This window comes from Micromonospora parva, from assembly GCF_040649675.1.
Lineage (GTDB): Bacteria > Actinomycetota > Actinomycetes > Mycobacteriales > Micromonosporaceae > Micromonospora > Micromonospora parva.
Map to the genome: position 1 here is coordinate 34,302 of NZ_JBEZFX010000005.1, position 17,137 is coordinate 51,438.

At 70.7% G+C, this 17,137-nt stretch carries 14 protein-coding genes and 1 tRNA gene; 6 read left to right on the top strand and 9 right to left on the bottom strand.

From position 1 onward, the window contains the following. Nucleotides 1–102 precede the first annotated feature (102 nt). From AB0C03_RS13945 to AB0C03_RS13955, 3 genes are read left to right on the top strand one after another with little or no spacing between them, the layout of a single operon-like run. A complete protein-coding gene (locus AB0C03_RS13945; protein ID WP_357636906.1) occupies nt 103–1,761 on the top strand; it encodes a hypothetical protein in 1,659 nt (552 codons plus the stop codon). A 2-nt stretch (nt 1,762–1,763) separates the two neighbouring features. Next, nucleotides 1,764–2,375: a tetratricopeptide repeat protein gene (locus AB0C03_RS13950; RefSeq protein WP_051708648.1), complete on the top strand. Its 612-nt coding sequence runs from the start codon at nt 1,764–1,766 to the stop codon at nt 2,373–2,375. An 8-nt stretch (nt 2,376–2,383) separates the two neighbouring features. After that, nucleotides 2,384–3,649 carry a glycosyltransferase gene (locus AB0C03_RS13955; RefSeq protein WP_030334255.1) on the top strand — a complete coding sequence of 422 codons (1,266 nt, stop codon included), beginning with the start codon at nt 2,384–2,386 and terminating at the stop codon, nt 3,647–3,649. Between the two features lie 152 nt (nt 3,650–3,801). On the opposite strand, the gene AB0C03_RS13960 is transcribed toward AB0C03_RS13955, so the two are convergent. Together AB0C03_RS13960 and AB0C03_RS13965 are read right to left on the bottom strand one after the other, a co-directional pair. Beyond that, complete coding sequence (locus tag AB0C03_RS13960) at nt 3,802–4,236, bottom strand: DUF6228 family protein (protein ID WP_357636911.1); 435 nt, start codon at nt 4,234–4,236, stop codon at nt 3,802–3,804. 1,064 nt (nt 4,237–5,300) lie between these two features. Beyond that, nucleotides 5,301–5,374: transfer RNA gene (locus AB0C03_RS13965), tRNA-Thr, on the bottom strand. Between the two features lie 113 nt (nt 5,375–5,487). On the opposite strand from AB0C03_RS13965, the gene AB0C03_RS13970 reads away from it, so the two are divergent. Continuing rightward, on the top strand, nt 5,488–7,260 hold the full coding sequence (locus tag AB0C03_RS13970) for a metallophosphoesterase family protein (RefSeq protein WP_210864982.1): 1,773 nt from the start codon (nt 5,488–5,490) through the stop codon (nt 7,258–7,260). A 136-nt stretch (nt 7,261–7,396) separates the two neighbouring features. Here the strand turns inward: AB0C03_RS13970 and AB0C03_RS13975 are convergent, their stop codons facing one another. The 6 genes from AB0C03_RS13975 to tmk form a co-directional block, all read right to left on the bottom strand. Further along, nucleotides 7,397–8,236, bottom strand: coding sequence for a PSP1 domain-containing protein (locus AB0C03_RS13975; RefSeq protein WP_030334252.1), 840 nt, complete (start codon nt 8,234–8,236; stop codon nt 7,397–7,399). A gap of 297 nt (nt 8,237–8,533) precedes the next feature. Next, nucleotides 8,534–9,214, bottom strand: a complete 681-nt coding sequence (locus tag AB0C03_RS13980; protein ID WP_357636916.1) for a hypothetical protein — start codon at nt 9,212–9,214, stop codon at nt 8,534–8,536. Next, on the bottom strand, nt 9,214–9,519 hold the full coding sequence (locus AB0C03_RS13985; RefSeq protein WP_030334249.1) for a hypothetical protein: 306 nt from the start codon (nt 9,517–9,519) through the stop codon (nt 9,214–9,216). Before AB0C03_RS13985 ends, AB0C03_RS13980 begins: the two co-directional genes overlap by 1 nt. A 1-nt stretch (nt 9,520) precedes the next feature. Further along, nucleotides 9,521–9,850, bottom strand: a complete 330-nt coding sequence (locus AB0C03_RS13990; RefSeq protein ID WP_007454690.1) for a YbaB/EbfC family nucleoid-associated protein — start codon at nt 9,848–9,850, stop codon at nt 9,521–9,523. Nucleotides 9,851–9,971: 121 nt separating this feature from the next. Then, nucleotides 9,972–11,252 carry a DNA polymerase III subunit delta' gene (locus AB0C03_RS13995; RefSeq protein ID WP_030334247.1) on the bottom strand — a complete coding sequence of 427 codons (1,281 nt, stop codon included), beginning with the start codon at nt 11,250–11,252 and terminating at the stop codon, nt 9,972–9,974. Further along, on the bottom strand, nt 11,252–13,351 hold the full coding sequence (tmk, locus tag AB0C03_RS14000; protein ID WP_081883918.1) for a dTMP kinase: 2,100 nt from the start codon (nt 13,349–13,351) through the stop codon (nt 11,252–11,254). Before tmk ends, AB0C03_RS13995 begins: the two co-directional genes overlap by 1 nt. A gap of 308 nt (nt 13,352–13,659) precedes the next feature. Here tmk and AB0C03_RS14005 point away from each other — a divergent pair, with 308 nt between their 5' ends. Beyond that, complete coding sequence (locus AB0C03_RS14005; RefSeq protein ID WP_030334243.1) at nt 13,660–14,868, top strand: amino acid deaminase/aldolase; 1,209 nt, start codon at nt 13,660–13,662, stop codon at nt 14,866–14,868. 49 nt (nt 14,869–14,917) lie between these two features. On the opposite strand, the gene AB0C03_RS14010 is transcribed toward AB0C03_RS14005, so the two are convergent. Beyond that, nucleotides 14,918–15,523: a TetR/AcrR family transcriptional regulator gene (locus AB0C03_RS14010; protein ID WP_051708646.1), complete on the bottom strand. Its 606-nt coding sequence runs from the start codon at nt 15,521–15,523 to the stop codon at nt 14,918–14,920. Nucleotides 15,524–15,749: 226 nt separating this feature from the next. On the opposite strand from AB0C03_RS14010, the gene AB0C03_RS14015 reads away from it, so the two are divergent. Next, entirely contained in the window at nt 15,750–17,066 is a 1,317-nt protein-coding gene (locus tag AB0C03_RS14015) for a D-arabinono-1,4-lactone oxidase (protein WP_030334238.1), read from the top strand. Nucleotides 17,067–17,137 lie beyond the last annotated feature (71 nt).

Consider the following 17,137-nt stretch of genomic DNA (forward strand, 5'->3'; position numbering starts at 1 on the left):
GGGGCGGTCACGACAAGGACAAGGACGACTACCCGCACGGCAAGCAAGGCCCCCAAGGCCCTCAGGGCGCTCAAGGCGACGCGGGCGCTCACGGTGCTCAGGGTGCCCAGGGCGACGCAGGCGCTCAAGGCGCACAGGGATTCCAAGGCGAAGCGGGCAGCCAGGGCGCTCAAGGCAACACAGGCGCCCAAGGCGCCCAGGGCAACACAGGCGCCCAAGGCGCTCAAGGCTTCCAAGGCGCTCAGGGCGCCACCGGCGTGCCGGGCGCTCAAGGCGCTCAGGGTGACGCAGGCGCTCAAGGCGCCACCGGGGCTCAAGGCCCGCAGGGTGACGCAGGCGCACAGGGCGCACAGGGCGACTCGGGCGCCCAAGGTACTCAGGGTTTCCAAGGCGCCACCGGTGCCCAAGGCGACGCAGGCGTTCAAGGCGCTCAGGGTGATGCGGGCGCCCAAGGTGCCACCGGCGCCCAAGGCTTCCAAGGCGCACAAGGCGACGCAGGCGCACAAGGCGCCACCGGCCCCCAAGGCGATGCAGGGGCTCAGGGCGCCACCGGCGCTCAGGGTTCACAGGGCGCCACCGGCGCTCAAGGTGACGCGGGCGCTCAAGGCGCCACCGGTCCCCAAGGCCCACAAGGCGACGCAGGTGCCCAAGGCGCCCAAGGCGATGCAGGCGCACAGGGGGCCACCGGCCCCCAAGGCCCACAGGGAGCTGCAGGCGCACAAGGCTTCCAAGGCGCGCAAGGCGATGCAGGCGCTCAAGGCGCCACCGGCGCTCAAGGCGCGCAAGGCGATGCAGGCGCTCAAGGCGCCACCGGCGCTCAAGGCCCACAGGGCGATGCAGGCGCCCAAGGCGCCACCGGCCCCCAAGGCCCACAGGGAGCCGCAGGCGCACAAGGCTTCCAAGGCGCGCAAGGCGATGCAGGCGCTCAAGGCGCCACCGGCGCTCAAGGCCCACAGGGCGATGCAGGCGCTCAAGGCGCCACCGGCGCTCAAGGCGCGCAAGGCGATGCAGGCGCCCAAGGCGCCACCGGCCCCCAAGGCCCACAGGGCGATGCAGGCGCACAAGGCGCACAAGGCGCCACCGGCGCTCAGGGCCCACAAGGTGACACAGGCGCCCAAGGCGCCACCGGCCCCCCAAGGCCCACAGGGCGACGCAGGGGCCCAAGGGGTCCAGGGCTTCCAAGGCGCCACCGGCGCTCAAGGCCCACAAGGTGACACAGGCGCCCAAGGCGCCACCGGCCCCCAAGGCCCACAGGGCGACGCAGGGGCCCAAGGGGTCCAGGGCTTCCAAGGCGCCACCGGTGCCCAAGGCCCACAAGGTGACACAGGCGCCCAAGGCGCCACCGGCGCTCAAGGTTTCCAAGGCGCCCAAGGTGCGCAGGGCGCGCAGGGCGCCCAAGGCGCGCAGGGCGTGGCGGGCAACGGAATCCAGGCCGCCTACATCCAGGGTCCGCTGACCGTGATCGCAGACACCCCCGTCGATTTCGGCTGTGAGCCGGGAGATATCGCTGTCGGAACCGGATATCAGCTATCGGGTGCAGGAGTGAACCCCGTGCTCATCCAGCCACTCACGACCAGCGGCTACCAGTTCACCTTTACCGGCGGGGGCGCCGACATCTGGGTCTCCTGCATTTCACTCGCCACACCGCTGATGTTGGGGGCTCCGTCCGAGACGTCGGACCGCGCGACGTCCAACAGTAGCGAGGCCAACCGGACGAACAGCAGGCCGAACCGCCCCGTTGTCGTCGAGGAGGAGAAATGAACATGCGTCAGATACTCGGGTCGCTCGCCTGCGGTGCGGTCCTGCTGACCGGTGTCACGGCATGCAGCGACAAGCCTGCCGAGAAGCCACAGACGAACAACGCCGGCAACACCGACAAGACGAACGGTGGCACCGAAACGCCGGCTGATCTGCTGAAGCTCGGTCTCGAGCAGGGCCAGGCCGGCGACTTCGACGCGGCGAAGGCCACCTTCGAGAAGCTGCTGGACGCCGAGGCCGACAACAAGTTTGCCTGGTTCAACCTGGGCTACATCGCCCAGTCGCGCAATCAGGCCGACGAGGCGATCAGCAACTACGACAAGGCACTGGCGGCCGACGCCAACTACAAGCCGGCCCTCTACAACAAGGCCATCGCCCTGGAAGGTAAGGCACCGACGACGGCGATGGACATCTACCGCAAGATCGTGTCGATCGACAACAAGTCGTCGACCGCCTACCTACGACTGGGCATGCTGCTGTCCCAGTCCGGTGAGGACGCGGCGGCGCGGGACGCCTTCAAGACGGCGATCCGCCTGGACAAGGGGCTCAGCTCAGCCGTGCCTGCGAAGTACCGCACGCCCCCTACCACGCGGTCCTCGACGCCGGCAGGTAGGTGATTGGCTCCATGCGCACACCTCGCGTAACGGTCTTCACGGGGAGCAACCGCACTCGCTTCATCGACGAGTGTTTCGAATCGCTCGTCGCCCAGACTTTCACCGACTGGGAATGGGTGGTCATCCTCAATCAGGGGTCGCGTTGGCGGCCCGAGAGGCATGACGATCGCATTCGGCTCATCGTCCAGGACAACCTGAACGGCGTCGGCGCTGTGAAGGGGTACGCCTGCGCCGAGGCTGCCGGCGACATCCTGGTCGAGCTGGACGACGACGATCTGCTCAGTAGCGACTGTCTGCAAGAGATCGTCGATGCCTTCGACGCGAACCCGGAGGTGGGGTTCGTCTACAGCGACACCGCGCAGATCCAGGAGGACGGCGGCCGCTCCGAGGACCGTTTCGCGAGTTCGTTCGGCTGGCGGCACTACGACGAGAAGGTGGACGGCCGCGAGGTGCTGGTCTGCCGGGCGATGCCGCCGACCCCGCACAACGTGAGCTACATCTGGTACGCGCCCAACCACGTACGGGCGTTCCGCCGGGACATCTACGAGAAGGTCGGCGGGTACGACGAGTCGCTCGACGTCGCGGACGACGCCGACCTCATGGCTCGGATGTACCAGGTGAGCGAGTTCCATCACATTCAGAAATGCCTGTACCTCCAGCGCATGCACGCCAAGAACACGCAGCGCATTCCGGATGTCAACGCCCGCATCCAGCAGCGCACCGTGGAGATCTACGACCGGAACATTCAACACAATGTGCTGGCCTGGTCGCGGCGGCAGGGACTCCTGGCACTCGACCTGGGCGCCGCCCACAACAAGCCGGAAGGGTATCTCGGTCTGGATTACCACGCCGCTTCGGGTGTCGACATCGTCTGCGACATAACGAAGGGTGTCGACCTGCCGGACAACAGCGTCGGGGTCATTCGGGCGGTGGACTTCCTGGAACACATCCCGGACAAGGTCGCGCTGTTCAACGAGTTGTACCGATTGCTCGCACCGAACGGGATGCTGTTGTCGCTGACCCCTAGCACCGACGGTCGAGGTGCCTACCAGGATCCGACGCATGTGGCCTTCTACAACGAAAACTCCTTCTGGTACTTCACGGATGTCAAATATTCTCGGTTCGTACCTGAAATCACATGCCGATTTCAGGCGTCCCGGTTGGTCACGTACTTCCCGAGCGAATGGCACAAGACACACAACATCCCGTACGTCTCCGCGAATCTCATCGCTATCAAGGATGACGCCCAGCGCAACGGCGGCCTGCTGAACATATGACCATGCGACAGTCCGTGGATGGCCGGGTCGAGCAGGTAGCGACTGTGACCGGCGTGCGGCGTTGCCATGTCGTGAGTTTTGGATGGCCGTTGCGTGTGGCTGTCGATCAGGAGACGGGCGACGCGGACATGCTGCGGTAAGAGCGACCGCTGCTATGCACGGAGGAAGTGTGTGAGGTCGCCGGCGAAGCGGGTCAGCTCCTCTCCCGCTTCGAGGACGAAGACCGCTCTGGCGGACCAGGCCGTGTCGTCCCAGTCGGGGCCGGGAGCCCGAAGAGTCACACCCAGCGACACGTGGCCTCGACCGTCGTGCCGAGCGTCGATCACCAGCTCGCGTTCCATCGATGTCCAGGTACGGGTGCCGCTCCAACCCTCCCAATCGGCCGCGAGCCTCTCCACGAACCCGGGCAGCGTCGTGTCCGGGGAGGCGTAGAGTCCATCGATCTTGGCGACTGTGGACGCTGTCATGTTGAGTTCGTGCAACTCCGTCGCGATCGTGTAGACGTAGCCGTCGCCGTACGGATCGTGCGGCCGATGAACAAGCCACCGCTGGTCGCCAGACCTCTCAAGGACGAACGGTTCGCTCATAGACGGTCTCTGAGGAACCACGACACCCGGTGCGCCGAGGGCATCGGCAGTGGCTCGTCGTACGAGTGCACCTCGAGGTCCGCCAATTGGCCCTCCTGAACGAACAGCAAGAGGCCGCCAACCGTCTTGCCTTGATCGTCGACCACGATGCCTTCGGCTGGTACCGGACTCGTCGCACCGGAGGCCGGTGGGTGTCGGCCTTGCGGCCAAAGCCAGATAGTGCCGCAGCCACAGCCACAACCCGGCTGAGCCAGGACGTTCCGCGACTGCATCCGGAGTTCGCTCGCGCCGGGGAAATCCTGCGACAGCAACGCATGCAGGACCGCGGCCTCCTCTGGTGACAGCGGACGGGGATCTGGTCGATCTGGACCCACGGGCGTAAGACTACGGCGGTATCTCGCTCACAAGCTCTGTGCCGAAAGCCGGTGTGCAACGATGATCGGCATGTCGACTCCACGAAAGGGCAATGCCGCGTAGGCGCCCCGCGCAACTGCGTGCCGACTTCATCTACCGGCGACCTCTTGACGGGTCAACCTCGGTCATCCCTGGACTCTCGGCCCGGGGCTTGAAGGTCATCGCCTCCCTCGAACGCACGCGACTCTGGAACCAGGCCGTGTCTGATGCACTACGCACCTGGTCATGGTTTGTGCGCCACCCATGGCATCGCTTGTGGGACGAGAGCGCCGGCTGCGGGGTGATGGAGTGCTGTCCGAACCCGCCCGAACTGCGCTGGGTCCTGGACGTCGCCGTTGCGGTCCTGCCGCCGACCGATGCCCGAAACCTCCGTAGGCAGATCGCAGCCCTCGATGAGCAGTGGTGACAGCCGTAAGGCATCGCCGCCAGGCCGGGTGCCTCCGACCCGTCGTTCATGGCCCCGACTGCGTCCGCGTCGTCACAGAGATCCTCGATCACTCTCAGATCAACGTCACTCTCGGTGGCCCCGAGGTTGATCGGGAAGCTGATGCCCGGCTGGAGGGAGGGGGTGCTGTGGTCCGGTGAGCAGGTTGAGTGGTCGACCTTAGAAACGGCAGAAGCCCAGGCCGATGACCTGGGCTTCCGTACCGAGCCGCCTGACGGAATCGAACCGTCGACCTACGCATTACGAGTGCGTCGCTCTAGCCGACTGAGCTAAGGCGGCAACGATCAGCAAGTGTACGGCACCCGGCGGCAGCGACCGAATCGGATACCCCCGGCGCATCCGCCAGCACCAACCGGACATCGGCCGCCATCTGGACGTTTACCGGACAGCGGATGATCGGACTCGGCACTACGCTGCGGCGGGTGAGCGACGAACGCGACGATTCCCCCCGCCCGGAGCGTCCCGACCGCCCGCCGGCCGGTGAACGCGCCGCCCACCGGCCGCGCAGCACCGACCCGCTGGAGTTGGGCTTCACACCCCGCAAGCCGGTGCCGTGGCTGGCACCGTTCCTGCTGATCAGCACCGGCATCCGGACGCTGCTGGCGGTGCTCTTCGGGGCGTACCTCGACAAGCGCGAGTTGCAGAACGCGTTCGGCGACGGCATCTTCCGCCAGGTCGGGCCGGACGGCGGGCTGTGGCTCGACTACGTGGCCGACCTGGGTGACGGCTTCAACGCCACCTACTCGGTGGCGTACCTGCTGGCGCAGCCCGAGCTGACCGTCGACGGGCACCGCCTGCCCCGGGCGCAGACCCTGGTGATGGGCGGTGACCAGGTGTACCCGTCGGCGGCCTACGCCGCGTACGAGGACCGGTGCAAGGGGCCGTACCAGGCCGCGCTGCCGGTGGCGCCGGCCGAGAAGCCCACCCTCTTCGCGGTTCCGGGCAACCACGACTGGTACGACGGTCTCACCGCTTTCCTGCGGCTGTTCGTCCGTTCCCGGGACCGCAACTTCGCGGGCTGGGGCACCGGGCAGTCCCGGTCGTACTTCGCCGTGGAGTTGCCGGCCGACTGGTGGTTGCTCGGCGTGGACGACCAGTCCGGCTCGTACCTCGACGACCCGCAGCTGGCCTACTTCGACGAGGTGGCCCGGCGGCTCGGCCCCGAGTCCAAGGTGATCATCGCGGCGCCGGCGCCGACCTGGGTCAAGGCCGTCGACAACCCCACGGCGTACGACTCGATCGACTACTTCATCCGTACGATCATCGACCCGACCGGGGCGCGGGTGCGGCTGCTGCTCTCCGGCGACCTGCACCACTACGCCCGCTACTCCGGGGCGGACCGACAGCTGATCACCTGCGGTGGGGGCGGCGCGTACCTCTATCCCACCCACAAGCTGCCCGAGCGCATCGAGGTGCCACCGCGGGACACGCCGACCCGCAAGGCCAGCTCCGCCCAGCCGTACGACCTGGTGGCCCGCTACCCGGACGCCGCGCGGTCCCGTCGCTACGGGTGGGGCATCTTCCCCCGGTTGCCGCTGCGCAATCCCGGCTTCACCACCCTGCTCGGCACCCTGCACACCCTGCTGATGCTGGCCATGGCGGGTGCGACGGCGAACTGGGCCGACAGCACCGACCAGCGGCTGTTCACCGTCCCGCTGGTGGCGATGGTGCTGGTGACGGTGGTGGCGGCGGCCCTGTTCGCCAAGCCGCCGAGCGCGAGCGGCAAGCGCCACGCGCGGCACTGGATCCTCGGCGTCGGCCACGGCGTCGCGCAGGTGGCCCTGGGGGCGGCCGGCACCTGGGTCTGGTTGGCGCTGCCGTTCTACGACTGGCCGTGGCCGCTTCCGGCAGTCGCCGCGGCGGTGCTCTACGGCCCGGTGATCGGTCTGGTCGCCAGCCAGCTGGTGGCCGCGTACCTGCTGGTGGCGAGCTCGTTCGGGGTGAACGTCAACGAACTCTTCGCCGGCCAGGGCATTGAGGACTCCAAGTCGTTCCTGCGGCTGCGCATCGACCCGGACGGCACGCTGACCATCTACCCGATCGGGGTGGATCGCGTCTCCCGCGACTGGCAGGTGAACCCCGACCAGTCCCCCACCAGAAGCTGGCTGACCCCGAAGTCCCCCCTAACCCCCCACCTAACCGAACCCCCCACCGTCCTCCCCTAACCCCACCCCCCTGCCCACCACCCACCCCCACACACAGCCGTGTTGATCAAGAGGTTTGCGTCAGAAACCGCGCCCGACATGACGCAAACTTCTTGATCAACGAGGATCGGCGGGAGTGGGTGGGTCGGGGGTGGGGTTAGGGGGTGTAGCGCTGGTCGTGGGCTTGACGGGAGCCGCAGACGTCGGCACGGGAGCACATGGAGCGCGAGCCGTCCGCGTCCAGACGTACTGTCACCGCGTCTCTCGGGACGCTGTGGCCGACCACCCGGCCGTCACCCTCCGGCGTGGAGACCCGACTGCCGACCGCCGGGGCGGTCTCCTGGAAGCGCTGGTACAGCGGGTGCTCGTATTTGAGGCAGCACATCAGCCGGCCGCACGCGCCGGAGATGCGCAGCGGGTTGAGCGGCAGGTCCTGGTCCTTCGCCATCCGGATGGTCACCGGCTCGAAGTCGGTGAGGAAGGTGGCGCAGCACAGGTCCCGACCGCAGGAGCCGATGCCGCCCTGCACCCGCGCCGAGTCGCGGGCGGAGAGCTGACGCAGCTCCACCCGACAGTGCAGGGTCGCGCCCAGGTCGCGGACCAGGGATCGGAAGTCCACCCGGTGCGGGGCGGTGAAGTAGACGGTGCTGCGCTCGCCGCCGCTCTCGGCGGAGCCGAGCACGTGGTCGACCGCCACCACCTTCATCGGCAGGCCGTGCGAGCGGATCAGCCGTTTCGCTGCCACCTTCGCCTCAGCCTTGCGCCGACGCAACACCTCGTCCCGGCGGAGGTCGTCGTCGCCAGCGAGCCCCACCAGGCGGGGGAAGCCGTCGGTGTCCTCGGTCACCCACTGCGCGGCCCACACGCACTCCGCCACCTCGGGCCCGTCATCGGTGGGCACCAACACCCGGTCGCCCACCTGCGGACGCAGGTCACCCGGGTCGAGGTAGTAGAGCCGCCCGTACCGGTTGAAGCTGACCGCGCAGAGCATGCCCATCCCCCCACCCTACGACGGGTCGCGGCGCAGGGCGCACCGGCCGGCTACGCCCCGCTGCCATTCATCGCCGTCGACTCGACCCATTGCCGGGCGTCCCGTCGTGCCGTTGCTCCTCGCCCGGACGGTTGAATCCGGGGCCGGGCAGGAGACAAAACGTGCCGCGACGGCGTTGAGTGGAGACAGACCTGCGGGGGGTGCAGGGGGAAGACCACGGCGTCGCCGTGGGCACCGGCTCAGGTCAGGTGCCCGCGAGCGACGCCGTGGCCTGTCCGGGGCGGCGCGGGCCCGAGGTTCGGGTTACCAGCCGACCCGGGTGGGCTGGTCGTAGCGGGGTCGCCCGTCCGTCGGCGGACGCCACGCGGTCTCGGCCAGGCTCGGCGCCCACTGTCGCAGCAGCGTCTCCGCACCGTCGTACGCGACGCACAGCACCGCCAGCACCCGGGCGGCGATCTCGGCCGCGTCGGCGACGCCGGGCCCGACCGGCCCGGGGCGCAGTGGCGCGCGGGTGGCGGTGGCGGCGACCACGGCGACCGCCTCGGCCGAGCGGAGCACGTCGGCCAACGTGCGGGCCAGCGCGAGACGGCTGCCCTCCACCCAGTCGGCGAGGGCGTCGGCGTATCCGGCGGTGGAGTCGAGTCGCCCGACCAGGCTGTCCGGCCCCTCGTCGAGGTGACGCAGCAGCGCGGCCCGCTGCTGCCCGTACGCGGTGGCGGCCGGGCCGGACCAGAGCACCGAGTCGGTGAGCGCGGCGCAGACGTCGTCGTACCCCCGGACGAGCCGGCGCACCGCGTGCCCGGCGCTGGCGAGCGGCACCGGGTGCAGGTCGAGGAAGCTGCGGACGGCGTCGCCCGGCAGCACCTGCATGCGGCGCAGCAGCGGCCAGACCCGGTGCCCCTCGGGCACGCCGGCGGCGATCAGCGTGTCCACCCGGCGGAGCAGGTCGAGGCCGGGCTCGGCGAGCCGGTCCAGTGCGTCCATCACGGTTCCCCGGTGAGTCGGCGGCGGGCCGCCCGGTCGACCTCGGCGTAGCGGTCGGCGGCCTCCCGCACCGCGGCGGCGGCGGCGGCCAGTCGACCGGCGGCGGCGCGGGCCTCCCGGGCCCGGTCGTCGGTGGCGGTGGTCCACTGCCGGTGCAGCGCCCGACCGATCTCACCCGGTCGGCCCGGCGCGTCGGCGCCGAACGCGGCCTGGGCCGGATCGCTGGCGGTGACGGTGTGCGAGACCAGGGTGAGGGTGGCGCTCGCCTCGTCCAGTCGGGCGGAGAGCGCGCGCAGTGTGTCCATCTCAGGCCCCCGCGAGCGGTCGGTAGGCGGCGAACGTCTCGTTGTGCAGCTTTTCCCGGGCCCATTCGGCGGCGTCGGCCGCCGCGGTGACCGCGGCCTGCACGGAACCGGCCACGTCGCGCGGACTGCGGGTGTGCAGCGGCCCGAGGAACCGGACGTCGGTGATCCGCCCACCGGCGGTGACCACCACCTCGACCAGACCGTCCGGCGACCGGACGGTCACCTCGACGGTCGACACCGCCTGGTCGAACTCGGCCTGGAGGGACTCGATCCGGCGGTAGCGTCGCACCGCCTCCTCGATCCAGGCTTCGTCGATCTCCCCCCGCGGCATCGGCCGACTCCTCCCGGGCGATCCATCACTCAGTGTGCTGCCACCGTCACCACGGCACACGGACCGTACCGCACAGCAATCGAACCTGTCGATGCCTGTGGACAACGCCGGGACGTGCGGGTCAGCCCTTCCAGAGGGCGAGCATCATCGCCTCGACAGCGATCCGCGGCTTGACGTTCGCCTCGATCGCCGCGCGGCAGGCGAGCACTGCCTCCAGCCGGCGCAGCGCCCCCTCGGCGTCCCACTTCTGGGCGCCGGCACCGGCCAGCGCCGCCGTGTCGGTGTGCACCGGGGCGACGGGTGCGCGCAGCGCCATGGTGAGCGCGTCCCGGTAGAAGCCCGCCAGGTCGACGAGCGCCCGATCCAGGGCGTCGCGCTGGGCCCGGGTGGCCCGGGACTTCTGCCGCTTCTCCAGCTCCTTGAGTTGCCCAGCGGCGCCCCGCATCGCGCCGGCCGCGCCCCGGCCGGTGCCGCCCGCGCCGAGCGCGGTCTCCAGAGCCGCCCGTTCGGCCGTGTCGGCCTCGGTGACCGACGCCGCGGCCTCCGCCTCGGCCGCCTCGATCAGCGCGGACGCCGCGTCGAACGCCGCGCCGACACCTGTCAACCGGCGGGGTACCGCGAGCACCGCCTCACGCCGTTTGCGGGCCTCCGGGTCGCGGGCCAACCGCCGGGCTCGACCCACGTGGCCCTGCGCGGCCGCCGCCGCCCACTGGGCCACGTCGGGTGCGATGCCGTCCCGACGAACCAGCACCTCGGCCACCGCGGCGGCCGGCGGCTGCCGCAGGGGTACGACCCGGCAGCGCGACCGGATGGTCACCGAGATGTCGTCCGGGTGGGTGGACGGCGCGCAGAGCAGGAAGACAGTTCGCGGTGGGGGCTCCTCGATCGCCTTGAGCAGCGCGTTGCCGGCGGCCTCGGTGAGCCGGTCGGCGTCCTCGATGATCACCACCTGCCAGCGCCCGCCGGATGGGGTACTGGCCGCGCGGAGCACCAGCGCGCGCATCTCGCCGACGCCGATGGAGAGCCCTTCCGGCACCACCATCCGCACGTCGGCGTGGGTGCCGCCCATCGTGGTGTGGCAGCCGGGGCACTCACCGCAGCCGGTGCCGTGCCGGCACTGCAGCGCGGCGGCGAACGCCCGCGCGGCAACCGAGCGACCGGAGCCGGGCGGCCCGGTGAAGATCCACGCGTGGGTCATCCCGGTCGACGGGTCCACGGCACCGGGCGCGGCGTCGCCGGCCGCGAGCGCGGACTCGTCGCCGCTGGCCGGGTCGGCGGCGACCAACGCGGGTGCCCGGTCGGCCACGCCAGCCCGCAGCACGGCCGCCGCCGCGGCGGCGGCCCGGCGCAGCTCCGCCACCGCCTCGTCCTGACCGACCAGGTCGGCGAAGACGTCCGGCATCAGGTCTTGTGCTCCATCGTCACCAGCTCCGCGTCGGATAACTCCGGCTGCACCGAGGTGTCCGGGCCCTGCGCCGGGCGCGGGTGCACGATGCCGCCCGGCTTACCGAGCATCTCCTCGACCCGTCGGACCACCAGCTTGCTGATCTCGTCGACCGGCCGGGACGCGTCGAGCACCAGGTAGCGCTTCGGGTCGGCGGCGGCGAGGTCGAGGAACGCGTACCTGACGCGCTCGTGGAAGGCGATCGACTCGGCCTCCAGCCGGTCGGTGCCGGTGTTGCGCGAGGCCACCCGGGACAGGCCGGTGTGCGGCTCGACGTCGAGCAGCACCACGAGGTCGGGCTTGAGCCCACCGGTGGCCCAGGAGGAGAGCCAGGAAACCTCGTCGACGGGCAGCGTACGGCCGGCACCCTGGTACGCCAGGGACGAGTCGACGTACCGGTCACTGATCACCACACCGCCCCGGACCAGCGCGGGCCGGACGACGGTGGCCACGTGGTGCGCCCGGTCGGCGGCGTAGAGCAGCGCCTCGGCCCGGGGAGAGGGCGCGTCGTCGCCGGAGGTGTCCAGCACCAGCGACCGGATCCGCCGGCCGACGCCGGTGGCCCCCGGCTCGCGGGTGACCACGACGTCGCAGCCCTGACCGCGCAGCCGCTCGGCGAGCGCGGTGAGCTGGGTGGACTTCCCCGCCCCCTCGCCGCCCTCGAAGACCACGAAGAGCCCGGCGGAGACGAACGGCTCGGCCGGCATCAGCGGACGACCCCGGATGGAGCCCCACAGGTCGGCGAGGACGGGGACGCCCTTCTTGTCGTCCATCTGGCCGAACGCGCTGATCCCGGCGAAGATGCCGGCGGCACCGGCGGCGAGCAGCAGCAGCCGAGTCGACGAGATGGACAGGCCCAGGTCAGCGATCTCCAGCTTGCGCGAGCCGCCGACGCCGACCAACACGCTGCTCAGCCCGATGGCCAGGATCAGCACCAGCCGGGTGCCGATCTGCACCACGGCGAAGACCCGGCCGCGCACCTCGTCGGCAACCTCGCCGCCGAGCAGGGTGGTGCCGGCCAGGAAGGCCATCCCGGCGCCCGCGCCGACCAGCACCGCGCCGACGATCGCCATCGACAGGTGGATGGCGAAGGCGAGGGTCATCACGGCGGCGCTGGCCAGCACGATGCTCATGCCGAACCAGCGACGCCTGGACATCTCCTTGACGACCATCGGGCCGAGCCCGATGCCGAGCGCCAGACCGACGAAGATCGCGCCGAAGAGCAGTGAGAACGCGGCGTCACCGGCGCCCAACGAGTTGGCGAAGAACTTGGCCGTGCCGACCACGATGCCGCCGCCCGCGAACGCGCCGAAAATGCCCAGCACCAAGCCCCGGACGAGCGGGGTCTGGCCGATGTACTTCCAACCCTCGGAGAACTGCCGGAACATGCTCTGCTCGGCGCGCTCCGCCTCGCCGCGCTGCGCCTCGCTGATCTCCTTGATCCCGAACGCCACCACCAACGCGGTGGCGAGCCGGGAGAAGGAGTTGAACCAGAGGGCGAGCTGGGCCGGCTCGGCCCAGGAGGGCAGGTCGCCGCCCACGGCGCCACGGACGCCACGGTCGAGCACCGCAAGGCCGATGGCCGCGGCGACCGGGGTGAGGCCGTAGGTGGTGATCAGGGTGAGCTGGTTGGCCGCCTCCAGCCGGGCCCGGGGGATCAGGTTCGGGACCGCGGCCTCCTTGGCCGGAATCCACAGCAGGGTGAGCGACTCGATCAGGAAGGTGGCGATCAGCGCCCAGCCGACCACCAGGCCGCCGGCGGCGCCGCTGAGGGCGTAGAGCGGAATGGAGGCGAAGAGCACGAAGCGCAGCAGGTCACAGATGACCATCGTCCAGCGCCGGTCGAACCGGTCGGCGAAGACGCCGGCCACCGGGCCGAGCACCAGCGCGGGCAGCAGCCGGATCGCGGTGACCCCGCCGAACGCGGCGCCCTGGGCGGTACTGCCCTGCACCTGCGAGGCGGCGAAGAGGGCGGTGGCCAGCAGGCCGAGCCAGTCGCCGAAGGAGGCCGCGCCGAGCACGATCCAGAGCCGCCGGAACGGCTGGATGCGCAGCACGGACCGGATGGCGGCATAACCGGACGGATCTACCTGACCACCGCTGGACGGGTTGGCGGCGTTGCCCGACTGGTCGCTCGATCGCGACACGCCGGGCGACTCGCCGCTGTTCTGGCTTTCGATGGCCGTACCTCCACGTGCCGGCCCATCGCTGGGCACCTCCGGTGCAACACTCTAGACCCGGGTGGGGGCCACCCTCCGGGCGACATTCTCCTGCTCGCTGAGCCTAGGCCGCCGGAGGTACCGGCCGCAGCCCGGACGTACGCGAGGGTATTTCGCATTCTCCGTCAGACAGTTAGCGTGCACACGTGGCCATCGAAAGCGACAAACTTCGCGAGCGCCTGGACCGGGCGACTGCCCATCTCGACCCCCCGTACGCGGTGGTCGACCTCAGCGCCTTCGACGCCAATTCGGCCGCCCTGGCCGATCGCGCCGCCGGAAAGCCGGTCCGCCTCGCCAGCAAGTCGGTCCGCAGCCGGGAGTTGATCAGCCGAGCTCTCGGGCGGCCCGGCTGGCAGGGCATCATGGCGTTCACAGTGCCCGAGGCGATCTGGCTGGTCCGCGCCGGCGTCAGCGACGACGTGCTGGTCGCGTACCCGAGCGGGGACCGGGCCGCCCTCGCCGAGCTGGGCGCCGACCCGACGCTCGCCGCCGCGATCACCCTGATGATCGACGGCACCGGCCAACTCGACCTCATCGACGCCGTCGCGGCACCGGGGCAGCGCGCCGAGCTACGGCTGTGCCTGGATCTGGACGCCTCCTGGCGACCGCTGCGCGGCCGGGTGCACGTCGGCGTCCGCCGCTCACCGGTGCACAGCGCGCGGGCCGCCGGAGCGCTCGCCGCGGCCGTCGCCGGTCGGCCCGGCTTCCGGCTGGTCGGGCTCATGTCGTACGAGGCGCAGATCGCCGGCCTGGGCGACGCGCCGCCGGGGCAGACGCTGCTGGCCGGCGCGATCAGGCTGGCCCAGCGCGGGTCGTACCGCGAGCTGCTGGCCCGTCGTGGTGCGGCGGTCGCCGCGGTACGCGAGCACGCCGACCTGGAGTTCGTCAACGGCGGCGGCACCGGCAGCGTGGCCGCGACCAGCGCCGATCCCGCGGTCACCGAGGTCACCGCGGGATCGGGCCTGTACGGGCCGACGCTGTTCGACGCGTACCGCGCCTGGCGGCCCACCCCGGCGGCCTTCTTCGCCTGCACCGTGGTCCGCCGGCCGACGCCGGAGCTGGCCACGGTGCTCGGCGGCGGCTGGATCGCCTCCGGCCCGGCCGCCGACAGCCGGCTGCCCCGGCCGTGGCTACCGGCGGGGCTGAAGCTGGTCGGCACCGAGGGCGCCGGCGAGGTGCAGACGCCGCTGTCCGGAGCGGCCGCGGCCGACCTGCGCGTCGGCGACCGGGTGTGGTTCCGCCACGCCAAGGCAGGTGAGCTGTGTGAACGGGTCAACGAGCTGCACCTGATCGAGGGGGACGCGGTGGTGGCGACGGTCCCCACCTACCGGGGTGAGGGGCGGGCCTTCCTCTGACGCCGGAGGGCCGCCCCACCGCCGGCCGGAGCCCGCGCCCCGCGCCGACTCAGACGGGCTGGGCCGCCTCGGCCTGTTTCCCGGCGGCGGACCGGCCATTGTCCGGGCCGTCGACCTGGCGGTGCAGGTACTCCCGGATCAGCGCCTTCGCCTCCAGCAGCACCCGTTCGTCGCCGTCGGACTTCCGGCGGAACGCGAGCTTGATCAGCGCGTCCGCCGCCTCGACCGCGATCTCCAGCACGAAGCGCAGCTGGGGCACGTCGGTGAGCCCGAAACGTTCGGTGAGCACCCGGGCCAACTGGTCGGCGATCACGCCGTTGTTGTCCCGCTGCTCGTCGAGCAGGTGCAGGTCGACCACGTCGCCGAAGTGCAGGGTACGGAAGCCGGGGACGGTGCGGTGCATCGTGATGTACTCGTCGATGCCCGCGTCGACGCCGTCCCACCAGTGGGTCATCTCGTCGGAGGCGAACCGCTCGTCGAGGCGCTGGAGGTAGGACTCCATGGTCCGCAGGGTCAACGCCTGCACGATCGCCCGCTTGTCCGGAAAGAACTGGTAGACCGACCCGATCGCCACCTCGGCCCGCTCGGCGAGCAGGGTGGTGGTCAGCCCCTCGTACCCCACCTCGTCGACGAGTTCGGCGCAGGCATCCAACATGCGCTGTACCCGCGCGACACTTCGACCTTGCACCGGTACGCGGCGCAGCGGCCCGGTCGTGGCGGCTGGTGTGGACACTCTGCGCCACCCCCCTTCGACGGATGAACATATCTCCACGTCACGAGTCCGTGACTACCGGTACAACGAGCGGATCGCAATTGCGGTATTTACCAGCTACAACGTTCCTGATATGAAGTCAGTTCATATTCATGAATGAGGAGTGCGCATGGTTCGCATCGCACCGCCCCGGGCTGGCTGGTCCAACTGGGCCGGGAACCAGCGTGGCAGCGCCAGCACGATCCTGCGCCCCGGCTCGCCGACCGACGTCGCAGAAGCCGTCCGATCCGCAGTGGCCGACGGCGCTCGAATCCGGGTGACCGGCAGCGGCCACTCGTTCACCGCCGTCGCGCTCGCCGACGACCGGCGGATGGACCTGTCCGAGCTGGACACCCTGGTCAGCGTGGACGTCGCCCACCGACTTGTCACAGTTCCGGCCGGAATGACCCTGCACGCGCTCAACGGCCTGCTCGCCCGGCACGGCCTCGCGCTGCCCAACCTCGGCGACATCGACGCGCAGACCGTCGCCGGGGCGATCTCCACCGGCACCCACGGCACCGGCGCCGGTTACGGGTGCCTCTCCACCTTCGTCGAGGCGATCACACTGGTCACCGGTGCCGGCGAGGTGCTGCGCTGCTCCGTCGACGAGAATCCCGACGTCCTCGCCGCCGCCCGGGTGTCACTCGGCGCGCTCGGTGTCCTGGTCGAGGTGACCCTGCGCTGCGTCGACGCCTTCGTCCTGCGCGCCCACGAACGCCCGGCCGAACTGGCCGACGTGCTCGGCGAACTGCCCGAGCTGATCGGCCGGCACGACCACGTCGAGTTCTACTGGTTCCCGTACACGTCCCGGGTCCAGGTCAAGGCCAACGACCGGGTACCCGCCAACGACCGGCCGCTGTCGCGCTGGCGCGGTTGGATGGACGACGACTTCCTGTCCAACCGGGTCTTCGCCGGGGCCTGCCGGCTCGGCCGGGCCGTGCCCGCGCTGGCCCCCGGGATCAGCGCGGTCTCCGCCCGCGCCCTCACCGAACGGCAGTACACCGGCCGCTCCGACCGGGTCTTCTGCACCCCGCGCCGGGTCCGCTTCGTGGAGATGGAGTACGGCCTGCCCCGCGAGGCGCTGCCGGAGGCGCTCGCCGCGCTCCAGCGCATCGTGGACGGCCTGCCGTTCAAGGTGCTCTTCCCGGTGGAGGTGCGGTTCACCGCCGCCGACGACATCTGGCTGTCGCACGGCTACGGCCGGGACAACGCCTACATCGCCGTGCACCAGTACGTCGGCATGCCGTACGAGCCGTACTTCCGGGCCTTCGAGAAGGTGGCCGCCGGGCTGGGCGGTCGCCCGCACTGGGGCAAGCTGCACTACCGCGACGCCGCCTCGCTGGCCACCGCGTACCCCCGCTTCCCGGACTTCCAGGCCGTCCGCGACCGCCTCGACCCGGACCGCGTCTTCGCCAGCCCCCACCTGAACCACGTCCTCGGCGCCTGACGGCACGCCCAGGCGGAGCCACGTAGGACTTGGACAGTCTCCGCTCTGTCGGAACGGAAACTGTCCAAGGT

Coding starts and splice junctions, on each gene's coding strand:
- AB0C03_RS13980 (WP_357636916.1), bottom strand. CDS start 9,214: ATGGACGCACTGGACCGGCTCGCCGAGCCCGGCCTCGACCTGCTCCGC.
- AB0C03_RS14010 (WP_051708646.1), bottom strand. CDS start 15,523: ATGTTGGATGCCTGCGCCGAACTCGTCGACGAGGTGGGGTACGAGGGG.
- AB0C03_RS13950 (WP_051708648.1), top strand. CDS start 1,764: ATGCGTCAGATACTCGGGTCGCTCGCCTGCGGTGCGGTCCTGCTGACC.
- AB0C03_RS13960 (WP_357636911.1), bottom strand. CDS start 4,236: ATGAGCGAACCGTTCGTCCTTGAGAGGTCTGGCGACCAGCGGTGGCTT.
- AB0C03_RS14015 (WP_030334238.1), top strand. CDS start 15,750: ATGGTTCGCATCGCACCGCCCCGGGCTGGCTGGTCCAACTGGGCCGGG.
- AB0C03_RS13970 (WP_210864982.1), top strand. CDS start 5,488: ATGATCGGACTCGGCACTACGCTGCGGCGGGTGAGCGACGAACGCGAC.
- AB0C03_RS13995 (WP_030334247.1), bottom strand. CDS start 11,252: ATGCCGGACGTCTTCGCCGACCTGGTCGGTCAGGACGAGGCGGTGGCG.
- AB0C03_RS13955 (WP_030334255.1), top strand. CDS start 2,384: ATGCGCACACCTCGCGTAACGGTCTTCACGGGGAGCAACCGCACTCGC.
- AB0C03_RS13990 (WP_007454690.1), bottom strand. CDS start 9,850: ATGCCGCGGGGGGAGATCGACGAAGCCTGGATCGAGGAGGCGGTGCGA.
- AB0C03_RS13975 (WP_030334252.1), bottom strand. CDS start 8,236: ATGGGCATGCTCTGCGCGGTCAGCTTCAACCGGTACGGGCGGCTCTAC.
- AB0C03_RS13985 (WP_030334249.1), bottom strand. CDS start 9,519: ATGGACACACTGCGCGCGCTCTCCGCCCGACTGGACGAGGCGAGCGCC.